The organism is Cytobacillus oceanisediminis (genome assembly GCF_004366035.1).
GTDB classification, from domain to species: domain Bacteria; phylum Bacillota; class Bacilli; order Bacillales; family Cytobacillaceae; genus Cytobacillus; species Cytobacillus oceanisediminis_C.
In genome coordinates, this window is the sequence record NZ_SOEE01000002.1 from 250,331 (window position 1) to 269,562 (window position 19,232).

The 19,232-nt window shown below is 39.8% G+C and carries 20 protein-coding genes; 13 read left to right on the plus strand and 7 right to left on the minus strand.

The window, feature by feature from the left end; all coding sequences use genetic code 11:
• Positions 1–61: 61 nt before the first annotated feature.
• The 5 genes from DFO72_RS05575 to DFO72_RS05595 all read left to right on the plus strand — a co-directional run bounded on the left by DFO72_RS05575 (position 62) and on the right by DFO72_RS05595 (position 4,757).
• Positions 62–1,123 (plus strand): multicopper oxidase domain-containing protein, encoded by a 1,062-nt coding sequence (locus DFO72_RS05575; RefSeq protein WP_113881017.1) that lies wholly within the window; start codon positions 62–64, stop codon positions 1,121–1,123.
• A 129-nt stretch (positions 1,124–1,252) separates the two neighbouring features.
• Positions 1,253–2,605: a right-handed parallel beta-helix repeat-containing protein gene (locus DFO72_RS05580; protein WP_243856072.1), complete on the plus strand. Its 1,353-nt coding sequence runs from the start codon at positions 1,253–1,255 to the stop codon at positions 2,603–2,605.
• A complete protein-coding gene (locus DFO72_RS05585) occupies positions 2,595–3,068 on the plus strand; it encodes a nitrous oxide reductase accessory protein NosL (RefSeq protein WP_113881016.1) in 474 nt (157 codons plus the stop codon). The genes DFO72_RS05580 and DFO72_RS05585 overlap by 11 nt, the downstream gene beginning before the upstream one ends.
• A 35-nt stretch (positions 3,069–3,103) precedes the next feature.
• On the plus strand, positions 3,104–4,057 hold the full coding sequence (locus DFO72_RS05590) for an ABC transporter permease (protein ID WP_113881015.1): 954 nt from the start codon (positions 3,104–3,106) through the stop codon (positions 4,055–4,057).
• 1 nt (position 4,058) lies between these two features.
• Entirely contained in the window at positions 4,059–4,757 is a 699-nt protein-coding gene (locus DFO72_RS05595) for an ABC transporter ATP-binding protein (protein WP_113881014.1), read from the plus strand.
• A 45-nt stretch (positions 4,758–4,802) separates the two neighbouring features.
• On the opposite strand, the gene DFO72_RS05600 is transcribed toward DFO72_RS05595, so the two are convergent.
• Positions 4,803–6,053 carry a PD40 domain-containing protein gene (locus DFO72_RS05600; protein ID WP_113881013.1) on the minus strand — a complete coding sequence of 417 codons (1,251 nt, stop codon included), beginning with the start codon at positions 6,051–6,053 and terminating at the stop codon, positions 4,803–4,805.
• A gap of 229 nt (positions 6,054–6,282) precedes the next feature.
• Here DFO72_RS05600 and DFO72_RS05605 point away from each other — a divergent pair, with 229 nt between their 5' ends.
• From DFO72_RS05605 to DFO72_RS05615, 4 genes are all read left to right on the plus strand, one after another.
• Positions 6,283–7,512: a CNNM domain-containing protein gene (locus DFO72_RS05605; protein WP_113881012.1), complete on the plus strand. Its 1,230-nt coding sequence runs from the start codon at positions 6,283–6,285 to the stop codon at positions 7,510–7,512.
• Positions 7,513–7,696: 184 nt separating this feature from the next.
• Positions 7,697–7,846: a hypothetical protein gene (locus tag DFO72_RS29305; protein WP_166672424.1), complete on the plus strand. Its 150-nt coding sequence runs from the start codon at positions 7,697–7,699 to the stop codon at positions 7,844–7,846.
• Positions 7,847–8,344: 498 nt separating this feature from the next.
• The gene (locus DFO72_RS05610) at positions 8,345–8,980 is read left to right on the plus strand and encodes an FMN-dependent NADH-azoreductase (protein WP_113881011.1); all 636 of its coding nucleotides are present in this window, start codon (positions 8,345–8,347) and stop codon (positions 8,978–8,980) included.
• 121 nt (positions 8,981–9,101) lie between these two features.
• On the plus strand, positions 9,102–9,701 hold the full coding sequence (locus DFO72_RS05615) for a YdcF family protein (RefSeq protein WP_113881010.1): 600 nt from the start codon (positions 9,102–9,104) through the stop codon (positions 9,699–9,701).
• Positions 9,702–9,896: 195 nt separating this feature from the next.
• On the opposite strand, the gene DFO72_RS05620 is transcribed toward DFO72_RS05615, so the two are convergent.
• Together DFO72_RS05620 and DFO72_RS05625 are read right to left on the minus strand one after the other, a co-directional pair.
• A complete protein-coding gene (locus DFO72_RS05620) occupies positions 9,897–10,325 on the minus strand; it encodes a cell wall hydrolase (RefSeq protein WP_019379782.1) in 429 nt (142 codons plus the stop codon).
• Positions 10,326–10,488: 163 nt separating this feature from the next.
• Positions 10,489–11,631 carry a CAP domain-containing protein gene (locus tag DFO72_RS05625; protein WP_279587080.1) on the minus strand — a complete coding sequence of 381 codons (1,143 nt, stop codon included), beginning with the start codon at positions 11,629–11,631 and terminating at the stop codon, positions 10,489–10,491.
• A 235-nt stretch (positions 11,632–11,866) separates the two neighbouring features.
• Here DFO72_RS05625 and speD point away from each other — a divergent pair, with 235 nt between their 5' ends.
• Complete coding sequence (gene speD / locus DFO72_RS05630) at positions 11,867–12,691, plus strand: adenosylmethionine decarboxylase (RefSeq protein WP_113881008.1); 825 nt, start codon at positions 11,867–11,869, stop codon at positions 12,689–12,691.
• Between the two features lie 157 nt (positions 12,692–12,848).
• Here speD and DFO72_RS05635 read toward each other — a convergent pair whose 3' ends face one another.
• The gene (locus DFO72_RS05635; RefSeq protein ID WP_166672425.1) at positions 12,849–13,784 is read right to left on the minus strand and encodes a MerR family transcriptional regulator; all 936 of its coding nucleotides are present in this window, start codon (positions 13,782–13,784) and stop codon (positions 12,849–12,851) included.
• A gap of 297 nt (positions 13,785–14,081) precedes the next feature.
• On the opposite strand from DFO72_RS05635, the gene DFO72_RS05640 reads away from it, so the two are divergent.
• The gene (locus tag DFO72_RS05640) at positions 14,082–14,834 is read left to right on the plus strand and encodes a C39 family peptidase (protein ID WP_113881007.1); all 753 of its coding nucleotides are present in this window, start codon (positions 14,082–14,084) and stop codon (positions 14,832–14,834) included.
• Between the two features lie 43 nt (positions 14,835–14,877).
• Here DFO72_RS05640 and DFO72_RS05645 read toward each other — a convergent pair whose 3' ends face one another.
• Positions 14,878–15,939 (minus strand): AbrB family transcriptional regulator, encoded by a 1,062-nt coding sequence (locus DFO72_RS05645; RefSeq protein WP_113881006.1) that lies wholly within the window; start codon positions 15,937–15,939, stop codon positions 14,878–14,880.
• A gap of 141 nt (positions 15,940–16,080) precedes the next feature.
• On the opposite strand from DFO72_RS05645, the gene DFO72_RS05650 reads away from it, so the two are divergent.
• Positions 16,081–16,371: a hypothetical protein gene (locus DFO72_RS05650; RefSeq protein ID WP_113881005.1), complete on the plus strand. Its 291-nt coding sequence runs from the start codon at positions 16,081–16,083 to the stop codon at positions 16,369–16,371.
• Between the two features lie 42 nt (positions 16,372–16,413).
• On the opposite strand, the gene DFO72_RS05655 is transcribed toward DFO72_RS05650, so the two are convergent.
• On the minus strand, positions 16,414–17,493 hold the full coding sequence (locus tag DFO72_RS05655; RefSeq protein ID WP_113881004.1) for a hypothetical protein: 1,080 nt from the start codon (positions 17,491–17,493) through the stop codon (positions 16,414–16,416).
• A complete protein-coding gene (locus DFO72_RS05660) occupies positions 17,486–18,052 on the minus strand; it encodes a sigma-70 family RNA polymerase sigma factor (RefSeq protein WP_113881228.1) in 567 nt (188 codons plus the stop codon). The genes DFO72_RS05655 and DFO72_RS05660 overlap by 8 nt, the downstream gene beginning before the upstream one ends.
• A 405-nt stretch (positions 18,053–18,457) precedes the next feature.
• Here DFO72_RS05660 and DFO72_RS05665 point away from each other — a divergent pair, with 405 nt between their 5' ends.
• Entirely contained in the window at positions 18,458–19,207 is a 750-nt protein-coding gene (locus DFO72_RS05665; RefSeq protein ID WP_113881003.1) for a Cof-type HAD-IIB family hydrolase, read from the plus strand.
• Positions 19,208–19,232: the final 25 nt, after the last annotated feature.

The following is a 19,232-nucleotide window of genomic DNA, read 5'->3' on the forward strand; positions in this document are numbered from 1 at the left end:
AGTCCATATTTACCATATGATAAAAGCAGATAAACCAATCGATTATAAGGAGGAAATCAAGATGAAAAAAGGAGTAAAATATCTGCTTACTTCGGCTATAGGCATAGGGTTAATAACGGGATGCAGCCAGGGGGCAGCACCGGAAAGTTCCCTTCAGCCTGAGGAAAAGGTCCTGGCTGCAGAAACAACAAAGCCTGAGGCAATCGCTCCGCATAAAGACTTAAATCAGGAACCCATTCCATTGAAAATTGATAGAGTCGGGCCGAATGAAGTAAATGTGGAAATGACTTCCCAAATCACGGATATTGAAATCGACAAAGGAAAATTCTATAAAGCATGGACGTTTAATGGTGAAGCGCCAGGCCCTGTAGTTGTCGTCAATGAAGGGGACACAATCAATTTCACCTTAAAAAACATGGATCCGGCAATACCGCACAGCATGGACTTTCACGCTGTACACGCAGCTCCTTCAAAAGACTTCTCCAACGTTCAGCCAGATGAAACGGGAACATTCAGTTATCCTGCAAATAAACCAGGCGTGTTCATGTATCATTGCGGAACTTCACCGGTATTATCACATATAGCAAATGGTATGCACGGAACTATAATTGTAAAGCCAAAAGACGGCTATCCGACTGATAAAGAGATTGATAGAGAATTTACAATTATACAAAACGAGTGGTATAAGTACAACGATCTGGAGGATTTTTCAAACGGCGTACCCAGTCATGTGGTTTTCTCCACAAAAGCTTTAAAAGAAGGAGACCCTAATACTAATGGGGATACGTTCACACTTAAGGATAATCCGTTTCTGGCTAAAGTAGGGGATAAGGTGAGGATATATGTAAATAATGTAGGGCCAAATGAAGTAAGCTCGTTCCATGTGGTGGGTACTGTGTTTGATGACGTATACATTGATGGCAACCCCTATAACCGCTATAAAGGTCTCCAAACGGTTATGCTCCCGGCAAGCGGCGGGGCAGTAGTGGAGTTTACAGTTACCAAAGAAGGCAGCTATCCAATTGTTACTCATCAGTTTAACCATGCACAAAAAGGAGCCGTCGCCATCCTGAAGGTAACTGAGACAGGTGAAGACGACGGTAAGGCTACAATGAGCCATTAAATATAAATAAAAATTCAACTTAAAATAAATTATACAAGATAAGAATTGAAAATGGAAATTCTTTTTCCGGAGGCCTATTTAGAATTGATAGGTTGCCAGAATGCATACTTCCGGGCAGGTGAGCGCTGAGTGTATAAAAAAATCGGATGGTTCCTAGTATTTTTCAGTTTGGTCCTGGCCGGAAAAGCTTCCGCTCAGGAAATGACAGCAGTCTCATCAAAAGAGCTGAGAGAGGCCTTGTCTGACCCCGAGGTATCAGTCATAAAATTACAATCCGGAATATATGAAGGGAACTTCCTTATAGATAGAAAGGTTCACATTATAGGAGATAAAGGAACAAGAATAATGGGAACAGAAAAAGGCCATGTGCTGACGATTGCTGCAGATGATGTGATTGTGGAAAATCTGGAGGTGGAGGGAAGCGGTTCACAGAATGCCGGAATATATGTGAAAGGAGACCGCGCTTTTCTACATCATATTGCCCTTAGAAATGTATTTCACGGCATCTATGCAAGGAATTCCTATGGACACAGGTTTGAAAATAACCTCATTACCAGTTTCCATGGCATAAATCGGCACAAAGGCTTTGGCATTTATTTAATTGAAGCACCCAATACTGCAGTGAAGGAGAATTACTTCTATCACACACAGGATGGTGTTTATGTGTCCTATTCAGATTTTTGTGAAGTCACGGGGAACCTCATGTTTAAAGCACGGTATGGCGTGCATACGATGGATTCGCGCAATGTATTAATAGCTGACAATCAGGTAACCGAAAGCATTAACGGCCTTATGATCATGCAAAGCTATGAAATTTTTATACTTGAAAACTACTTCTTTAAAAATACAGCGATTGACGGAGCAGGAATCTTTATTTATGACACATTCGATTCCAAAATATCTTCAAACATAGTAATAGGCAATTTCAGAGGGATTATTCTTGAAAATGCAAAAAGGAACAGACTGGAATTTAACAATATTCTGCAGAATGATACCGGCATTGAAATTGGGAAGAATTCAAATGATAACACCATTTATTTAAATAATTTTTCAGGGAATACAAGACAGGTTATCTCGGAAAAAGATAACAGGAATCTATTCAGTAAAGACAATTATGGAAACTATTTTGATGATCATCATTTATTAAATTTGGATCATGACCATAAAGTGGACTTTGCCTATAAAAGCGGAGATGTTTTTTATCAGATGGCAGATGATGAGCCCTTATTGCAGATCTTTTATCAAAGTCCAGCCGTAGAGCTATGGAATATGATAGAACAATACACCCCGATTCCATCAGAAGCATTTATCATAGATGAGTCGCCGCTTGCTGAACCTGCGCCTGTGAAACAGAAAACATTCATTTCAGAAAAAAATCATATCAGTCATAGCGGCGAATATCCTTTAATCTTATTTTTTTTCCTGATCACTTCGGCAAGTGTGCTTATATTTAAGTTTGGGAGGAAGCACAATGAAATATAGATATATTCTTCTAATGGCTGTTCTGGTGATATTTTTAAGTGGCTGCTCATCATCAGCTTCGGAACCGGCAGTGATTAAACAGAATCGTGATAGCTGCGATAATTGCAATATGGGTATCATAGAGCTGGAATCGGCGGCACAGCTCATTTTGAAAAGCGGGAAGCCTGTTCTGTTCGATGATATTGGCTGCATGATTCAATATATACAGACTGAGAATCCTGAATATGATGCTGCCTTTGTACATGATTACCTCAGCAGGGAATGGATATCGTTTGAATCAAGCTCTTTTATACAGAACGGTCATATTGAAAGTCCCATGAGCTATGGAATTGCAGCTTTTGAATCATTGGAAAAAGCCGAAGAATATCAGAAAAAACACGGAGGTATAGTGTTGTTGAAAGAAGATCTTTTAAAAGCAGATATTAAGAGCTTTAAAGGAGAAGGAATGAAACACAGCCATTAAAGCTTAAATTTCCCTCAGCATGAGGAGGAAACGATATGAATCCCAAACTATTGTATTCTATGACTAAATATGAGCTTAGGCTGCTGTTAAGAAGCAGGTGGCTTTTAAATTTTATGGTTCTTTTTTTCTTTCTGGCAGGACTTCTTTACTTATATGGTCTTCAATCTGTCAAATCAGACCCCGCTGAAATTTCCTATGGACTGGAAGGTGTGAATGCCAATATCGAAACCATGGGTGTTAACCCGGAATATTACGGACTCAAAGAAATAAAGCCGGAAGAGGGGGAAACAGCCGGTTTTAGCCAGTCTGCCTACAATCGTTCGATTGCCATGCTGATGAATCTTTCTCTATGGATGCTGCCCATCATATGTATGATCCTTGGCAGCAGTTCCATAATTGCCGATAAAGAAAATGGAAGATTATCATTATACAGAACCTATCATGCTTCTTCAGGATATTACCTGATCAGCAAATTCCTGTCTTTGGTTATCTCATTATTCTTTGTCATAGGGCTATCATATGGTCTCTTCGGCTTCTATTTCTCTTTGGCGGGCAGTTCCATTGCAGCACATATTTTTCAAGTGTTTTTACTGATTAATATGCTTCTAATCCTTGTATTCTCAGCAGCATCTTTACTGATTGGAGCTTTTTCCAAATCAAGGATGCAAGGACTGTCAGCAGCAATGATTTTCTGGATCATTATTGTGTTTGTATATGAATTTATCATCTTTTCAGTCACCGGGTGGATTCCTTATTCATTGAAGCAAATCAGTCTATTCTTTTTAATCCTTCTAAATCCTGTGGAATCCGTTCGCGTCTGGTCGATATCAAAACTGAATTCCGAATATGTATTTGGTCCGGAATACTTAATGATCGAGAAGTGGGGGGCAAATGGTTCTCTCACACTTGCCCTGACACTATCCATTATCCTCATTATTCTTATAACATTCATTACATCAGCCCGGGTTTTATCTAAGAGAGGTGTGTAAGATGATTTTGGAATTGAAGGATTTATCCAAAGTATATAAAAAAAAGACAGCATTGGAACGGTTGAATCTCCACATTGAAAAGGGGGATTGTATTGTCTTGTGCGGAGGGAACGGAGCCGGAAAAAGTACGATGATTAAAATGCTTACTGGCGTTGAAAGTCCCACAACAGGAAGTGTGGCATTCCATTCGAAACAGCAAAAGCCATTTGCTTACATGCCCGACCAAATGATTTTCCCATCAGAACTTACACCTTATGAAATCCTTGATTATTACAGGCAATTTCTAAATAAAAACAAGGAATCGGTGAAATGGGTATTAGAAAAAACAGGCTTGTGGAGCGAGCGGAACCAAAAAGCTGGAGGATTCTCAAAAGGGATGTCCCAGCGGCTTAATCTTGCTCAGTGTATGCTTGCAGACACGGACATCTATATCCTCGATGAACCAACAGACGGATTGGACCCCTATTGGGTAATTCAGCTAAAGAAAATAATAAAGGAACTGAAAGAGGAGAATAAAACGATCATTGTAAGCAGTCATATTATGAGAGACGCCATTGAGATCGCAGACAAGTTAATCATTTTATTTAATGGGAAAATAAAGTTTTTTGGAACACTTAATCAGGTATATAAGGAATACAGATGCATTTCATTGGAGGAAGTATTCCTTTCAATTCACAAAAATGAACAGCAAACGGGATAAGGCCAAAAGGCGATTCAAATTAGGAACCGCTTTTTGGTCAGCTTTTTATTTTACATAAAATGAATATTGTTCAACATCCTTTGCCCACACCTTCGCATTTTTACCATTGAGATCGGCAATCCATATATCCCCTTTTTGCTGGGCAAGCTTTTTTCTGATCCAAGTTAATTTATGGGCATTCTTTATATAGAGAGGATCATAATCTCCAATTGATTTTTTGGGATAGGTGATCCTCGTTTGCTGGATCTTGTTTAGCTGAATCAAACAAAGTGTTGGTTCGGGCCGCCTTTGCGGATCATTTGACCATTCACTTTCATCCACCCGTGATGCGACCAGTCTCTCATTATCCACCCAGGTAAAGCCCATTTCCGCAAATTTTGCAGGTGTAAGGTTCATGGTTTTATAAGCAGGCAATTCAGTCACCTTCAATTTTTTGTTTTTAAAGCCCAACACAATCCTGCCCCCGCCAGCGATATATCCCAATAAATTTCTGCCGGGTGCCCATTTAGGGACATCCAAATGAAGGATCATCTCATCAAGAACTTCAAAATTTTTTCCATCTGCAGAGATGACACAGACCATATCACTGTCCATGGACCATGATGCAGTTGGATTAACAATGAATGAGATCCATTTTCCATCTGGTGAGAATTCAAATGTCGTTGCATTAATGGACTTAATGGAAGCTTTGCCATTGCCTATTTCCTTAGGAATCGTGAAGAAAGGTTCAACATATTCGGTCAAATTAAGCTTTTCAAGATCATTCGGCAGCTGAACCTTATATAGGATGGGACTTGTCCAGCCATCAGGCCTTAAGACAGCGCTTGAAGAGACAATAAAGGCTGTTCCGGCAGGATACCAATTAAAATCATCTACTCCTAAAGCAACATTATGGAATTCCTTCAAATCTGAGATGTTTAAAACACTGTTGCTGGTAAAAGCAATCTTATTATCGGAAGGTGCCCATTTGGCATTCCCGCCACCTTGAAAGATCTTTTTATGCATCTTTGCCTGTACATTGTATACCCATATCTCTGTGCTGTTTTCCATATTAGAAGAATGTATTTCAGTCGTTTCCTTTTCATATAAAAGCCATTGGCCGTCATAGGACCATGTTGGCGTATTATTGAATTTTGCAGGTTCAGCTGTAATCTGTTCTTCGACATTTCCTGTTTTCAACCACAAATAGCCACTTCTTATAAAAGCTGCCTGCATATTATTTTCTCCCGTATCTCCCCATGCCTCTGACGGGATAATAAGCAGGAAGCACCAAAAAAGCAAAAAAAGCTTGCGCATATCTTATCCTTCTTCCTTCTAGTAATTGGCTTAAAGTTTATTATGGGCAAAGAGAGTAATTTTATTGAAAAAGGTTCAGCTCTTTGAAAATGCTTATTATTTTCGATAAGCTTTCATTTACTTTATAATGAATGGATAATTATTCAAATTTGCAGGGCACAGTTTTTGCGTGTGCAGTTTGGGTAAAAAACAATTACAAATGTATATATAAAAATGGAGGAAACCAAATTTGTTTATTGCTATTTTGTTTTTTATGTTTATGTCCTTTTTCCTATCGGGAAGTGAAACGGCATTGACTGCCGTTAACAAAATGAAATTAAAATCCAGAGCTGATAACAATGATAAGAAATCGCAAAGAATATTAGAGGTTGTTTCGAAACCTGATGAGATGATTACTTCTATTTTAATCGGCAATAATATTGCAAATATCATGCTGCCGACACTGGTTACCATCATTGCGCTTGATTATGGCTTTAACGTGGGTGTGGCAACAGGTATTTTGACAGTAGCACTTATCTTATTTGCAGAAGTTCTGCCAAAATCAGTTGCTGCAAGCTTTGCCGACAAAATTGCCTATCTTGTGTTTCCGGTAATTCGAGTTCTCATGATTATCTTAAAGCCGGTCACTTTTTTAATTTCTAAATTCACGAGAGGGCTCATTAAATTCCTTTCTAAAAATGAAGCAGATTCTGTATCTGTATCCAAAGAAGAGCTCATTACCATGGTTGATATTGCTACAAGCGAAGGGACCTTCCATGAAGAAGAAACACAACGAATTAAAGGGATCATTGATTTTTATAACTTAGATGTCAGTGACGCACTGAAAACCCCTAGAATGGAAATTGAAGGGATTCCTTATGACGCGACAATAGAAGAGGCAAAGGATATTGTAATGAATAACCGTTTTACAAGGTATCCGGTATATAAAGACAATATGGATAATATTGTCGGAGTGTTTCATTCAAAAGTACTGCTCGCCTGGTCCAGTCGGCCTGAGAAAACCTTAAAAGATTTTACTGACCTGGAGCCTTTGTTTGTATATGAATTTCACAGCATAGACAAAGTCTTTAAAATGATGATGAAGGAAAGGAAGCACCTTGCCATTGTTCTTGATGAATATGGCGGAACAAAAGGAATCATCACACATGAAGATATACTTGAAGCCATGCTGGGGCAGGAAATTGAGGATGAAACGGATGAAGGCAGCGAAATCCTTATTGATGAATTAACAGAAAACCATATTATTGTACACGCCAAACTCTCAATCCGCAGAATTAATGAAGCTTTTAAAACAAAAATACCTGAAGATGAGGATATCCTTGCCGGATTCTTATTGAGAGAAATAGGCCATTTTCCTGCAGAAGGGGAAACACTGGATTATCATCACCTGCATTTTGAAATAAAATCAATTGAAGATAACAGGCTTAAACTTGTGGAAATTAAGAAAAAGACGCCCTGATGAAAAATTTGAGCATTATTTCCTTCTGGAAATAATGTTTTTTTTTAGAAATCAGAATAAATATGGATGTTCAACGGGAAAATAGGAGCAGGAAAATAAAAATATAATTTTTTTATTTTTCTGACAAAATAGGTCCTTTTCAGTATATAATAAATTAAAACAAACTATTAGGAGTGACCTTCGCATGGAAAATAAACCATTCCATTATGATGGAAGTGTTCAAATGAACTATGAAAAAGATGACAGAGCAAGTTCAAGCATTCCTTTTGAACTGACAGACGAAATGAGAAAAAATATCGGAACGAATCCATACTCAACTGAAGAACAAGAATAGAAGACCCGTATTGGGTCTTTTTTTATTTTTGTTTCTTAAAGCTATTGTTTTTATCTGCATACTAACTAAAACTTGCTGAGTTGATTGAAACGGAGGGAATTTGATCCTCAAAAATACAATCACATTTTCTTCGCGCGGTGTCGATTCAAGGAAGATTATTCACTATCCTGCGGGAGGGGAGGGAGCGGGAAACCCCCGCAGGCGAAGCTGAGGAGGCACTGTTCCTCCCTGCATAAAGCAAGTGACAGCAGTGGTAATCAGCGGTTACAATAAAAGTTAAATTATGATAAGATGAGATATATTCTGTTCAGAAGCAGGTTATTCATAAATTAATTTGGGTAATAAAAAAAGGCATGAGCAGATAATTTGAATTTCTTTTTTATTTTGAATATGATTATCTCGGATTAAGAATAAAAATGTTCATACTGCAGATGAATACATACTTTATTTCTGATTCAAACTAAAAATGTCAACTCAAAATGGAAAGGTGATTGAATTATGGCTCAAGTTTTGTATATTACAGCACACCCGCATGACGATAAGGTGTCATATAGTATGGCAGCAGGAAAGGCTTTTATTGATTCCTACAAGGAAGCCAATCCAAATGATGAAGTAGTTCATATTGATTTATACAAGGAAAATATCCCGCAAATTGATGTGGATGTATTCAGCGGATGGGGTAAACTTCAGTCCGGAAAAGGTTTTGAGGAACTATCCGAAGATGAAAAGGCGAAAGTAGGCCGCTTATCCGAATTAAGCGAACAATTCGTTGCAGCCGATAAATATGTATTCGTTACACCGCTTTGGAACTTCTCGTTCCCTCCAGTAATGAAAGCGTATCTTGATTCTGTGGCAGTAGCCGGCAAAACTTTTAAGTATACGGCAGAAGGTCCAATTGGATTAATGACTGATAAAAAAGCAATTCACATCCAGGCTCGCGGAGGCATCTATTCCGAAGGACCTGCAGCAGAGATGGAAATGGGTCACCGCTATTTGACAGTATTAATGCAATTCTTCGGTGTTCCTTCATTCGATGGTCTTTTTGTGGAAGGGCACAACGCAATGCCTGATAAAGCAGAAGAAATCAAAGCAGATGCTATTGCACGTGCAAAAGACAAAGCGAAAACATTCTAAACCAAAAGCAGCGGATTCCGCTGCTTTTTATTTTTTTCTAGGCATGTATAGGAAGAGCTCTTGTCCGTGATGAATAGTATAATAAAGGCAAATATTAGCTAGGGCGAAAGGGGGGAGATTTGTGAAAATCTCAGAATTCAGCCCCAGTCATTTAAGTGAAGATGATATATTCAAACTTCTGTACAATGGCATTGAGGATAATCTTCAAAAAGGGGATTTGATCTTTGTGCCAGGAAGCAGCAAGGCAGCAGAATATCGTCTTCCTGAAGCCATCAGACTTTATCAAAAAGGCAGGGCTAATAAACTGCTTTTCTCCGGCGGTGTAAAGTGGCCTGGCCATGAATTGGCTGAAGCAGAAATGCTAATGAAAAAAGCAATAGGGTACGGAATTCCTCCAAAAGACCTTTTCCTTGAGAATATCTCTCTTCATACGAAAGAAAACGTGCTTGCCTCGATGCTGGTTATGGATCGGATGTGCGGGCTGGAGAATATCTCCAATATCATCATTGTGACGGCTCCTTTTCACATGCGAAGGCTGCACATGACATTATTGACGTATATGCCGAAGTGGATTCACTATTCTCTTGTATGTTCTGATGACGGTGCAACCGGGAAGGAGCAATGGATGCAGAATCATTATGGGAGAAAAAGAGCGTTTGATGAAGCCGTGAAAATAATTGACTACGTGAAAAAGGGCATTCTGATCGATCTCGAAATATAATCTTTATGAAAAATCCCTGCCAAATTCAAGTGGCAGGGATTTTTTTAAAGGTACGAATAAAATTTTGTACGCCGATAACTCAAGCAGCCTGCCCCCTCGAGGTGATGCCCCCAGGATGGGGGTCATGCAGCCGTTGCCACAGGACATGGCATTCTTAGTCTGCGTTCCTTCGTGGGCAAGGCGCTTCCGCTTTTCTTAAAAAGTATTGTAAATGTTCTCGCATTCTTCCGCTGTTGGCTCATAAAAGCAATGAAGCTTGAATCTTCCTACTAAAGGCTGATTATACCATGTAGCTGGACAATCCCCAGGAGGCCTGAAATACCATAGAGCAAATTTGGCTGGCCAAATCCGTTCCCCTCTTACAGCCCTCCGTGCGAGTCTTCTTTCCACTTCTCTTGGCCTCTGATAAAAATAGCCTTTCTGGACAGCTTCAAAAGCATGCGGCTGATAAATCATTTCCGGTATGGTCCGAATTCCAATAAAATCTGAACAATTGCCCCTGACTCTGTTAATTCCCACATTCCCCACCATTAGCATGCCCTGCTGGCCTTCCCCTTCTGCCTCAGCCCGAAGGAGGCGGGCAAGCAAATCTATATCTTGTTCACGTGCCTTCACAACTGCCATCTGTATCACCCTCGTCTCGCTAATTTATATAGGCTGATATATGGTATGCACTGCAGGGGGGAAAGGTTAAATGCGGGGTTTTGCCGATTGGCTGAGGAACATAATAATTAAAGGGAATAATTATAACAGGTGCGAAAAAAAGCTCCTGCAGAAGCGGGAGCTTTTATTTGGCATAAAAGTTTTCCGTATAATAAGGCTGTGACTTTGAATTAAAAGCAACTCCAACACCTAAAAATGTATAATCGGCACGCAGAATATTTTTGCGGTGGCCAAGTGAGTTCATTAACCCTTCATGAGCAAAGATACTGCTGAATTGACCGGAAGCCAGGTTTTCCCCGGCGACCATAAATGAAACTTCATCCGCCTGCATTCTGTCAAAAGGGGATAGGCCCTGCAGGTTGGTATGATCAAAATAATTGTTTTCCGCCATGTCGCTGCTGTGCTTTCGCGCTGTTTCCTTAACAGTATCATCCCACTCCAGAACAGGAACTCCGTGATTTACTCTCTCGGCATTTGTTATATCGAAAAGCTGCCATTCAAATCCTTCCTTTAGAGAGCTGCTGGCATTGGCATAAAAGGAATCTTTTTGCTCTTCAAGTGATTTACTGATTATTTGTATTGAAGTTACCGTATTGTCACGATGCTTATCATAGAATAAGGTTACATAATTTCCATCCAATTCGTATAGGTCATAATCCCGATTCTCTTCGAGCTGATAGATTACAAAGCCCTTTCTCATCTTGTCCAGCGGTTCTCCAAGCTGCTGCAAAACTGAAGACTTTGGCGTTCCATAGGCAATCTCTTCTGATGAAGAAATCAAATCCTGATTTGTATAGATGCCAGCAGCTTTCTCCTGGTTGTCATAAGCGACCATTACAAAATTTTGATATTGATCATGATAAGCATGCCAGTCGGTTCCAAATTCATTTGCGGAGGAACGTTTCGAGGAGCCGAGCCTGCTCTCGATTTCAGACCTGTCATCGCCAATTTCTATATTATGAATAGAAAAGGTTTGCTCTTCAGGGGCTTCTAAAACCGGCTTTTCGGCTTCATCCTCTGGTGTTTGATTTTTATCGCCGGTATATTGCCTGACTGTAAGAAGGAATTCATCCGCCCAGTTTTGAGCCTCTTCCATCACACCATTTATAATAGCCAGCACTTCTTCATTGTCTTTAAAAAGCTGAAAATCAGATTTTATATTATCGATTACCGTTCCTGAATTAGATTCATCTGCCAATTTCCCATCAGGCTGTGAAAAGGCGAAACCGATAAATAACAGGATAAAAATAAATAAAAACTTCCTCAATAAATCTCCTCCCATATACCTTTCAACCCATATCAAAGGTATGCCCATTCATTATAAGATTTAAAAATGCGGAAATGCAAAACATTGATGCCTTCCTTATTTTTCTACCCAGTTTGCCATATTCTCTAACACTTTTGACTGTGCGATTAGATATTTTCCGTTTTTAAAAGGATAGTTTGGGTAACATAATTATAAAAATGAACAGATGCATAGCTGCTGCAAAGGGGGAAGCATATTGAAATTAACACCGGAACAAAGAATTGAACTTCATGGTTTTAATAATTTGACGAAATCACTCAGCTTTAATATGTATGATGTCTGTTATACAAAGACTAGGGAAGAGCGTGAAGCCTATATAGATTATATTGATGAGCAATACAGTGCGGAGCGGCTTACAAAAATATTAAAGAATGTATCCGACATTATTGGTGCCCATGTCTTAAATGTGGCACAGCAGGATTATGTGCCACAAGGTGCAAGTGTGACCGTCCTGGTATCTGAAGGACCGGTAGTGGAAGTCCCGGATGAATCATATAATGAATCTCCTGGCCCGCTGCCAGATAATGTAGTCATGCAGCTGGATAAAAGCCATATTACCGTCCATACCTATCCTGAATATCATCCGGACGAAGGAATCAGCACGTTCAGGGCTGATATTGATGTATCCACATGCGGAGAAATCTCCCCGCTAAAAGCCCTTAATTACCTCATTCATTCCTTTGATACGGACATCATGACAATCGACTACAGAGTCAGGGGATTTACACGGGATACTGACGGAAGAAAACTCTATATCGACCATGACATCAGTTCTATCCAAAATTATATTCCTGAAGAGGTAAAAGAAGATTTTGATATGATCGATGTGAATATTTATCAGGCTCACACCTTTCACACCAAATGTAAAATAAGGGATTTTGACTTAGATAATTATTTATTTGGATACACGAAGGAAAAACTTGATCCCGAGGAAGCTGAAGAGATCACGGAGCGGCTTACTACGGAGATGGACGAAATTTTTTACGGAAAAAATATTAACCCCGGTTCTATAGCAGAGTGAATCTTAAAGCACTCAGTAAATGGGACTCTATTAAACCTAAACCTAATAGGACTCAGATGGAGAGGAAAATTAAAACCAGGAGAAGAACCTATTCTCCTGGTTCTTTTAATGAATGTACATAAATTAACAGGCACAACCTAAAAAATAATTACATAATCTATTTCCAGAACTCCCACCATTTTTTCTCGGGTTCCTGTGCAGCAGCCGCGCTTCGGAAGGAGACGATCATATCCTGAAAAACCTCTTCCCGCTGCTTTACCTCATGCCAGTATTGTTCCCGTTCTTTATTAATGGTATCGATATAGATTTCTCTGTCTGTGTTTAACGTTTCAATCAGCGAGCTGATTTCGGTGCTGGTCACCTCAGCGGAAGATGAGATGTAATGAATCATGGTTTTGAACTCTTCAGAAGACGCTTCAGAAGATTCTGCCAGCTTGTTTGTCAAATGATGAATTTGATCAGAAGTACGCTTCGTACTTTTCGCCACCCTTTTCGAAAGGGTTCCGAACGCTTCGGAAGTATTTTCAGAAGACTGCTCAATCCTTGAGCCAAGTGATTCAATTTCCGCTTTTGTTTTTTCTCCAGATTTATAGATGGAATCCGACAGGCTTTTAACAGTATGCAATGATCCTTTGCTAATTTCTTTCTTCACTTCGTCTAAAACTTCCTTTCGAACGCCGCTGCGAATTTCATTTCTGACATCTGCAATTAAACTGTCCCTGAAACTATCCATCAATGCCATGAACATTTCGGTGTCCATGACAGCCTGATGCTCTGTATGTAATGCTGTTTCCTGATTCACTGCCGCCAAGGATGTTTCATTTGCTTCTGAGCCGGTTCCAGAAGCAAAGTCCATATGTTTTTGCATTAATTCGCGGATCATATCCTTGCTTAGATTTTTATCCCGCATCTGCTTTACCTTTTCAAGCAATGCGATTTCATGGTCTGTATAAAATCGGGCTCCCTGTTTTGAACGGGGAATAAGCAGAAGTCCGTTTAAATCCTTTTCCCATTGCCTTAGTGTTCCAGGAGGCACATTCAGCATTTTCGAAACCTCTTTAATTGTATAAGCTTTCATATATTGCGTTTCCATTTTACTCAGCCCTTTCATAAAGAATAGATTCTGAAACATTCGGATGCCAGTTCCGAAACAACTTCTTACTAACTATTCAGCATGATATCCCGTGTTTTCCTGCCGCTTGACAAAAGCTTTCAAAAGAAGACGATATTCATCAGAAAAAAGCAAAAAGGATCCATTTTGACAAAAAAACATGAAGAATTTGACAGTCAGCAAGTTATTTGTCATATACGGACTGGTATGTCACAATGAAATTTATGTTGACAAACTAGAATATAGAAAAACTGCAAGTATTTAAAGGGAGTAGGTAAATTGGGTAATAGAATTATCGCTGTGTCTGTTGCTGCCGGGGTTGGTTTGACGCTGACCTTTGGAAGTATAAAGATGGGGAGCAGTGAACCTTCAAAACAAAATAAAATTCACTATAGTGCAGTTCCGCATGCGGAGGCATACCATGTACCGATTGTGAAGCAGGAAATTCAGAAGAAATCCGTTCTCCTGGATGTCCCATTGTACAATCAAATGGATAATCCCCGTCTGTATAATGGATGTGAGATTACTAGTTTAGCAATGATTATAAGTTATGAAGGCATTCAAGTTTCTAAAAATAAATTAGCACAGGAAATTAACCGGGTGCCGCTTAGATACAGCGGAGGTGAATACGGGAATCCAAATGAAGGCTTTGTCGGCAACATGGAGGATGGACCAGGATTAGGCGTTTACCAGGGGCCGATTTTCGAACTGGCTAAAAAGTATTTTCCTGAACGTGCTGAGAATCTGACTGGCAAGCCCTTTAATTTGCTGCTTGAAAAAATTGCAGAAGGTTCGCCGGTCTGGATTATAACAACTGCAAGCCTAACTCCCGCAGCATCCTTCGAAACCTGGGATACACCGGGCGGGCCAGTTGATGTGACATTCCAGATGCATAGTGTTGCAATTACCGGATATGACGAGGAATATATCTATATTAACGACCCGTATGGCACAAAAAATAAAAAGGTGCCCAAACAGCAATTTATCGAAGCCTGGGAGCTGATGGGTTCACAGGCCATAGTCATTAACTAGAATAATAGCAAAAGAAGGGACTGCAGCCTGCAGTCCCTTCTTGTTAGCTTGAGGGTGCCAATTTCTTAAACTTTACAAAGATCCATTTTAAAAATGGAGGTACTACAAAGAAGATAAAAAACAGCCGAAATAGCTGATAGCCTGTTACTATGGCTAAGTCTGCTCCTGTTTCATGGGCGATTATGGCCATTTGGTCCATGCCTCCGGGGGCAAGGCTTAAAAAGCTGGTAGCAGGGGAAAGGTGAAAAAAGTGCATAATCATAAAACTAAGCAGCACCGAACCCGTAATGAGAAGCAGGCCGCTTAAGGCAGCCAATGAAATGGTTTTAAATTTATTGGCCAGCTTTTCAGGTTTCATCATTAAGCCGATGTGAGCCCCTATTAATAGCTGGGATAAATCCAAAACAGCTGGCGGGAGTTCAGGTCCGTTTATACCGGAAATAACAAGGACTGCTGTTCCCATGATCGGACCGAGAAGGTACGGAGTAGGGAGCTTCAGTCGTTTGCTTAGGATAATGCCGGCAAAAGAAACGAAGACAAAGAGTATAATGCCAGGGAATAAATCACCCCATAAAGGTTCTGCAGCTTCAAAACCGGGACCACTGGAGACATTCAGCCAAGGTCCGAATACTAGTATAGGGATGATAAATATGATCATGGTCAGCCGTGCGACCTGCATAAAGGTAACAACTGTAATATCGATTCCTTTGACTTCCTCTGCCAGAAGAATCATTTGAGACAGGCCTCCGGGAATACTGCCGATCAAAACTGTGGGATAGTCGATGCCCATTAATTTCGCAATGAGAAGTGCAGAAAGGGCGCTAAACAGAACCATGCAAACGGTAACGAGCAAAATAAAAGGGAGCTTCTGCAGGATAAGCAGGACCGCTTCCTGTGTAAAAGAAAGGCCGATGCTGTATCCGACGATGATAATCCCGGAATCGCGAAATCCGGCTGGCCAATAAAACGGAATCCTGCTGAGCCGGCTTCCAATCATAACCGCAGTCAATGCACCAAGCGAAAAGGCAACCGGAATATGCAATAAAGAAAATGATACTGCACCTAATAAAGCAGTAAGAAAGGTGATCAATAAATTCTTATTCACAAAACAACCTTCTTTTTATTTAGTATACCTAAAGATATTTATACCATATAAAAACAATGAATGAATTACAAGTTTTATATAATCAAATGTTTTCATACAATTTATTATAGAGAAAATTATTTTATAGAAGGGGGACTAACCATGCCGGAAAAATTAAGCCATTTTGTTTTCATCTTATCGTTTATATGTCTCGGTTTATTTTTACTGCTGGGTTTTTCGCCTCTGTATGATATTTATCTGAATAAAATCGGCCATCGTCCATTTTCGCTCCTCCTGCTCCTGACAGTCCTTGTCTTCCTCGTAAGTGTTTTTGTCTTAAAGAAAGTCCAAAACTGGCAGGCAGGCTTTCATGTATTATTTTCCATTATCCTCACCCTGTTTCTTTCATCCGTCTTAGCGATCATCGTGTTCTTTGGCGGCCTATTTAGGTAAGCGAAAAGAGCCTGCACCATCAGGGGTACAAGCTCAGCGGGTTTATTGGATTGGCATCCAGTTCACTTTCCATATTCCGTCATTATTTTTGCTGAGGCCGAAGCCAAACCCTTCTTCTTCAGTTATGGAAATATAAGCTGAAGATTCATCGATAATGACTACTTCTAAATCGGCGTTCTTCACTCGATGCAATAATGTCTGTTCTTCTGGGATAGATGGTGACTCACTTTTAGCTTTTAGGTAATCATTCAGGGCAGGGAAGGGTTTTTCAATATCTGGATCATGGTTAAACAATGCATATTGAGTATAGTAATCCTCAGTTTCCTCTGCAAACAAGAAGAGCTGAAATACATCTGCCGGGCTTAATCCTCTTAAGATCTCATCCGTCCCTCTTAATGAAAATTCTTTATACACATGGTTTAACGGCTCAAGGAGGACCAGTTCCTTAGTATTATTTACAGCCATTTGGAAAGGAACAGCTTCCAATTGAGGTTCTTTTGGCATTACCACCTCCAGGATTTCAGCCTGATGTACAATGCCTTCCGCAGCGCGATATCCACCAATAATTAAAGAAACACTCTCTTCTTTAATAGGTTCAGTTATACCAAACACCTTTTTTAACATCTCCTGATCTGTCTCATTAAAAGTTATTTTTATGTTCTGCCCATCCATGAGCGGCAGTAATTTTAAGGAATCATGATCAGGGAGAAAGTATACTGTTTCTTCCCGGAAATCCAGAGTTCCTGTGACCTTTGCTTTGCCTGTAAAAGCAGCCGATAAGTGGCCATATGAATCCTTCTCGAAATTATTCAGCTTCCAGTTATTTAGCATAGCACCATCTGCAAGGCCGGGATAAAATTCTTTATCTGCAATGGCGGCCTCCTGTCCATTTTGCTTGTTAAAGACATCTGTCTGAATTCCGGCAATGCCTCCAATCAATACGATAAACCCAACAGCTGCAGCTGCAGAAAGAAGTTTAGGAACATAGTCTTTTTTCCTGCCTTTAACAGCAGAAGTGCCGATCCGGTTTCTGACTCTCTGTTTTTCCTCTTCAGTGAAAACAGAATCTTTCGTCCATGCAGCATTCAATACTTTCTTCACATCCTGATTCAGATCAGCCATGCTGTTCACCTCTTCCTGAAGCAGATAGTAACTTCTTCACTTTTTCCTGTCCTCTGTACAGCCTTGTTTTAACAGTGGAAAGAGGAATATTAAGGGTCTCACTTATTTCTGCCAGACTGAGATCCTGGTAATAATGGAGAAGAAATACTTCCCGGTATTTAACTGTGAGGGATTCTATTGTTTTTAGCAATTCTTGATGTTCATCCCGTTCAAGAAATGATGCTTCCGGATCTTTTTCTCTAGCCTTTTTCAGGAAAAAAAAATTTTCATTCATGACCATATTGCGGTAATGCCAGCTTTTAAGATAGTCCTTGCTTTTATTAATAGCAATTGTGAAAATCCACGTTTTAAAGGAAGATCTTTGCTGGAAACTTTCCAGCTTTTCATACACAGTAATAAAGGTATCCTGTGTTAAATCGCTGGCCGCATTCCAATCATTCACATAGCTGTATATCAATCGCTTCAAAACGGTTCCATACTCATCCATGATTATTTCAAGAACGAGTGCACGGTCTACTTGATCAGCAATTGACCGTTTTACATAATCATCAGAGCTCACATGACTGCCTCCTTGCTTAAATGCAGCTGCCGATTCCGGCTGCCTTTTGTTTGACTGACAGTTAGACGACAGATGCAAGAAAATCGCTTCAACTTTTTGGCATTTATTAAGATTATACAAAAAAAGCGCAAACCATTTAGTCTCCTCCTGATTATTTATTCACTTTAATCCTGATTAATTAAAACCACGTCAATGAATAGGTTAAGAACAGAAGGAGTAAAAATAATATGGGAGGCATTCATCATCACATCACTTGTTCTTATGAGTAATTCCAGCCTATACATTTAGATTGGGAATAATAATCCCTATATTGAAAAAATGATTCTGTCCAAGTGCTTTGTTTTTGATGGGAGGATTGTTTATTTATATAATGGCTATATTGTGCAAGAAAGAAGGGAGATTATTATGTCACAATCAAATATTGCTCCACAGATCAAATTAATCGCTCTTGATATGGATGGAACCTTGTTGAATTCCAGAGGGGAAATTCCTGAAGAAAACCGTAAGGCCATACGAGAGGCAAAGGAAAAAGGGATTGAAGTTATTTTGAGCACTGGGAGATCCAGGCTTACGGCAGGCGACCATGCCGATTCTTTGGAATTGAACTCCTACTTGATCACAGTCAACGGCAGTGAAATATTTGGCCCTGATGGTGAATCAATCTCAAGGACTCCTGTTGATTCAAAAATAATGGAGTGGATGTGGAACCTATCCCAGTCCCATAAGACCAATTTCTGGGCGACCAGCTGTGAACAGGTTTGGACGAATGAAATGCCTGAAAATATTCATGACCATGAATGGCTTAAATTCGGATTTGATATATCAGATGATGAAATCAGGGAACTCATTCAAAAAGAGCTTCAAACAAAAGGGGATCTGGAGATTACAAATTCCAGCTTAACTAATATTGAGGTAAATGCTCTGGGCATCAATAAAGCCAGAGGGATACAGAAGGTAACAGAGCTTCTTGGCATATCGATGGAAAATGTAATGGCAATGGGTGACAGCTTGAATGATATTGCCATGATCGAGGAATCAGGCTGGGGAGTAGCAATGGGAAATGCGCAGGATATTGTGAAAGAAACAGCCAATGCTGTGACGGGAACTAATGATGAAGCTGGTGTTGCTCAGGCAATCCGAAAGTGGGCTTTTTAAAGAATAAAAACCGGCAGTCATGCCG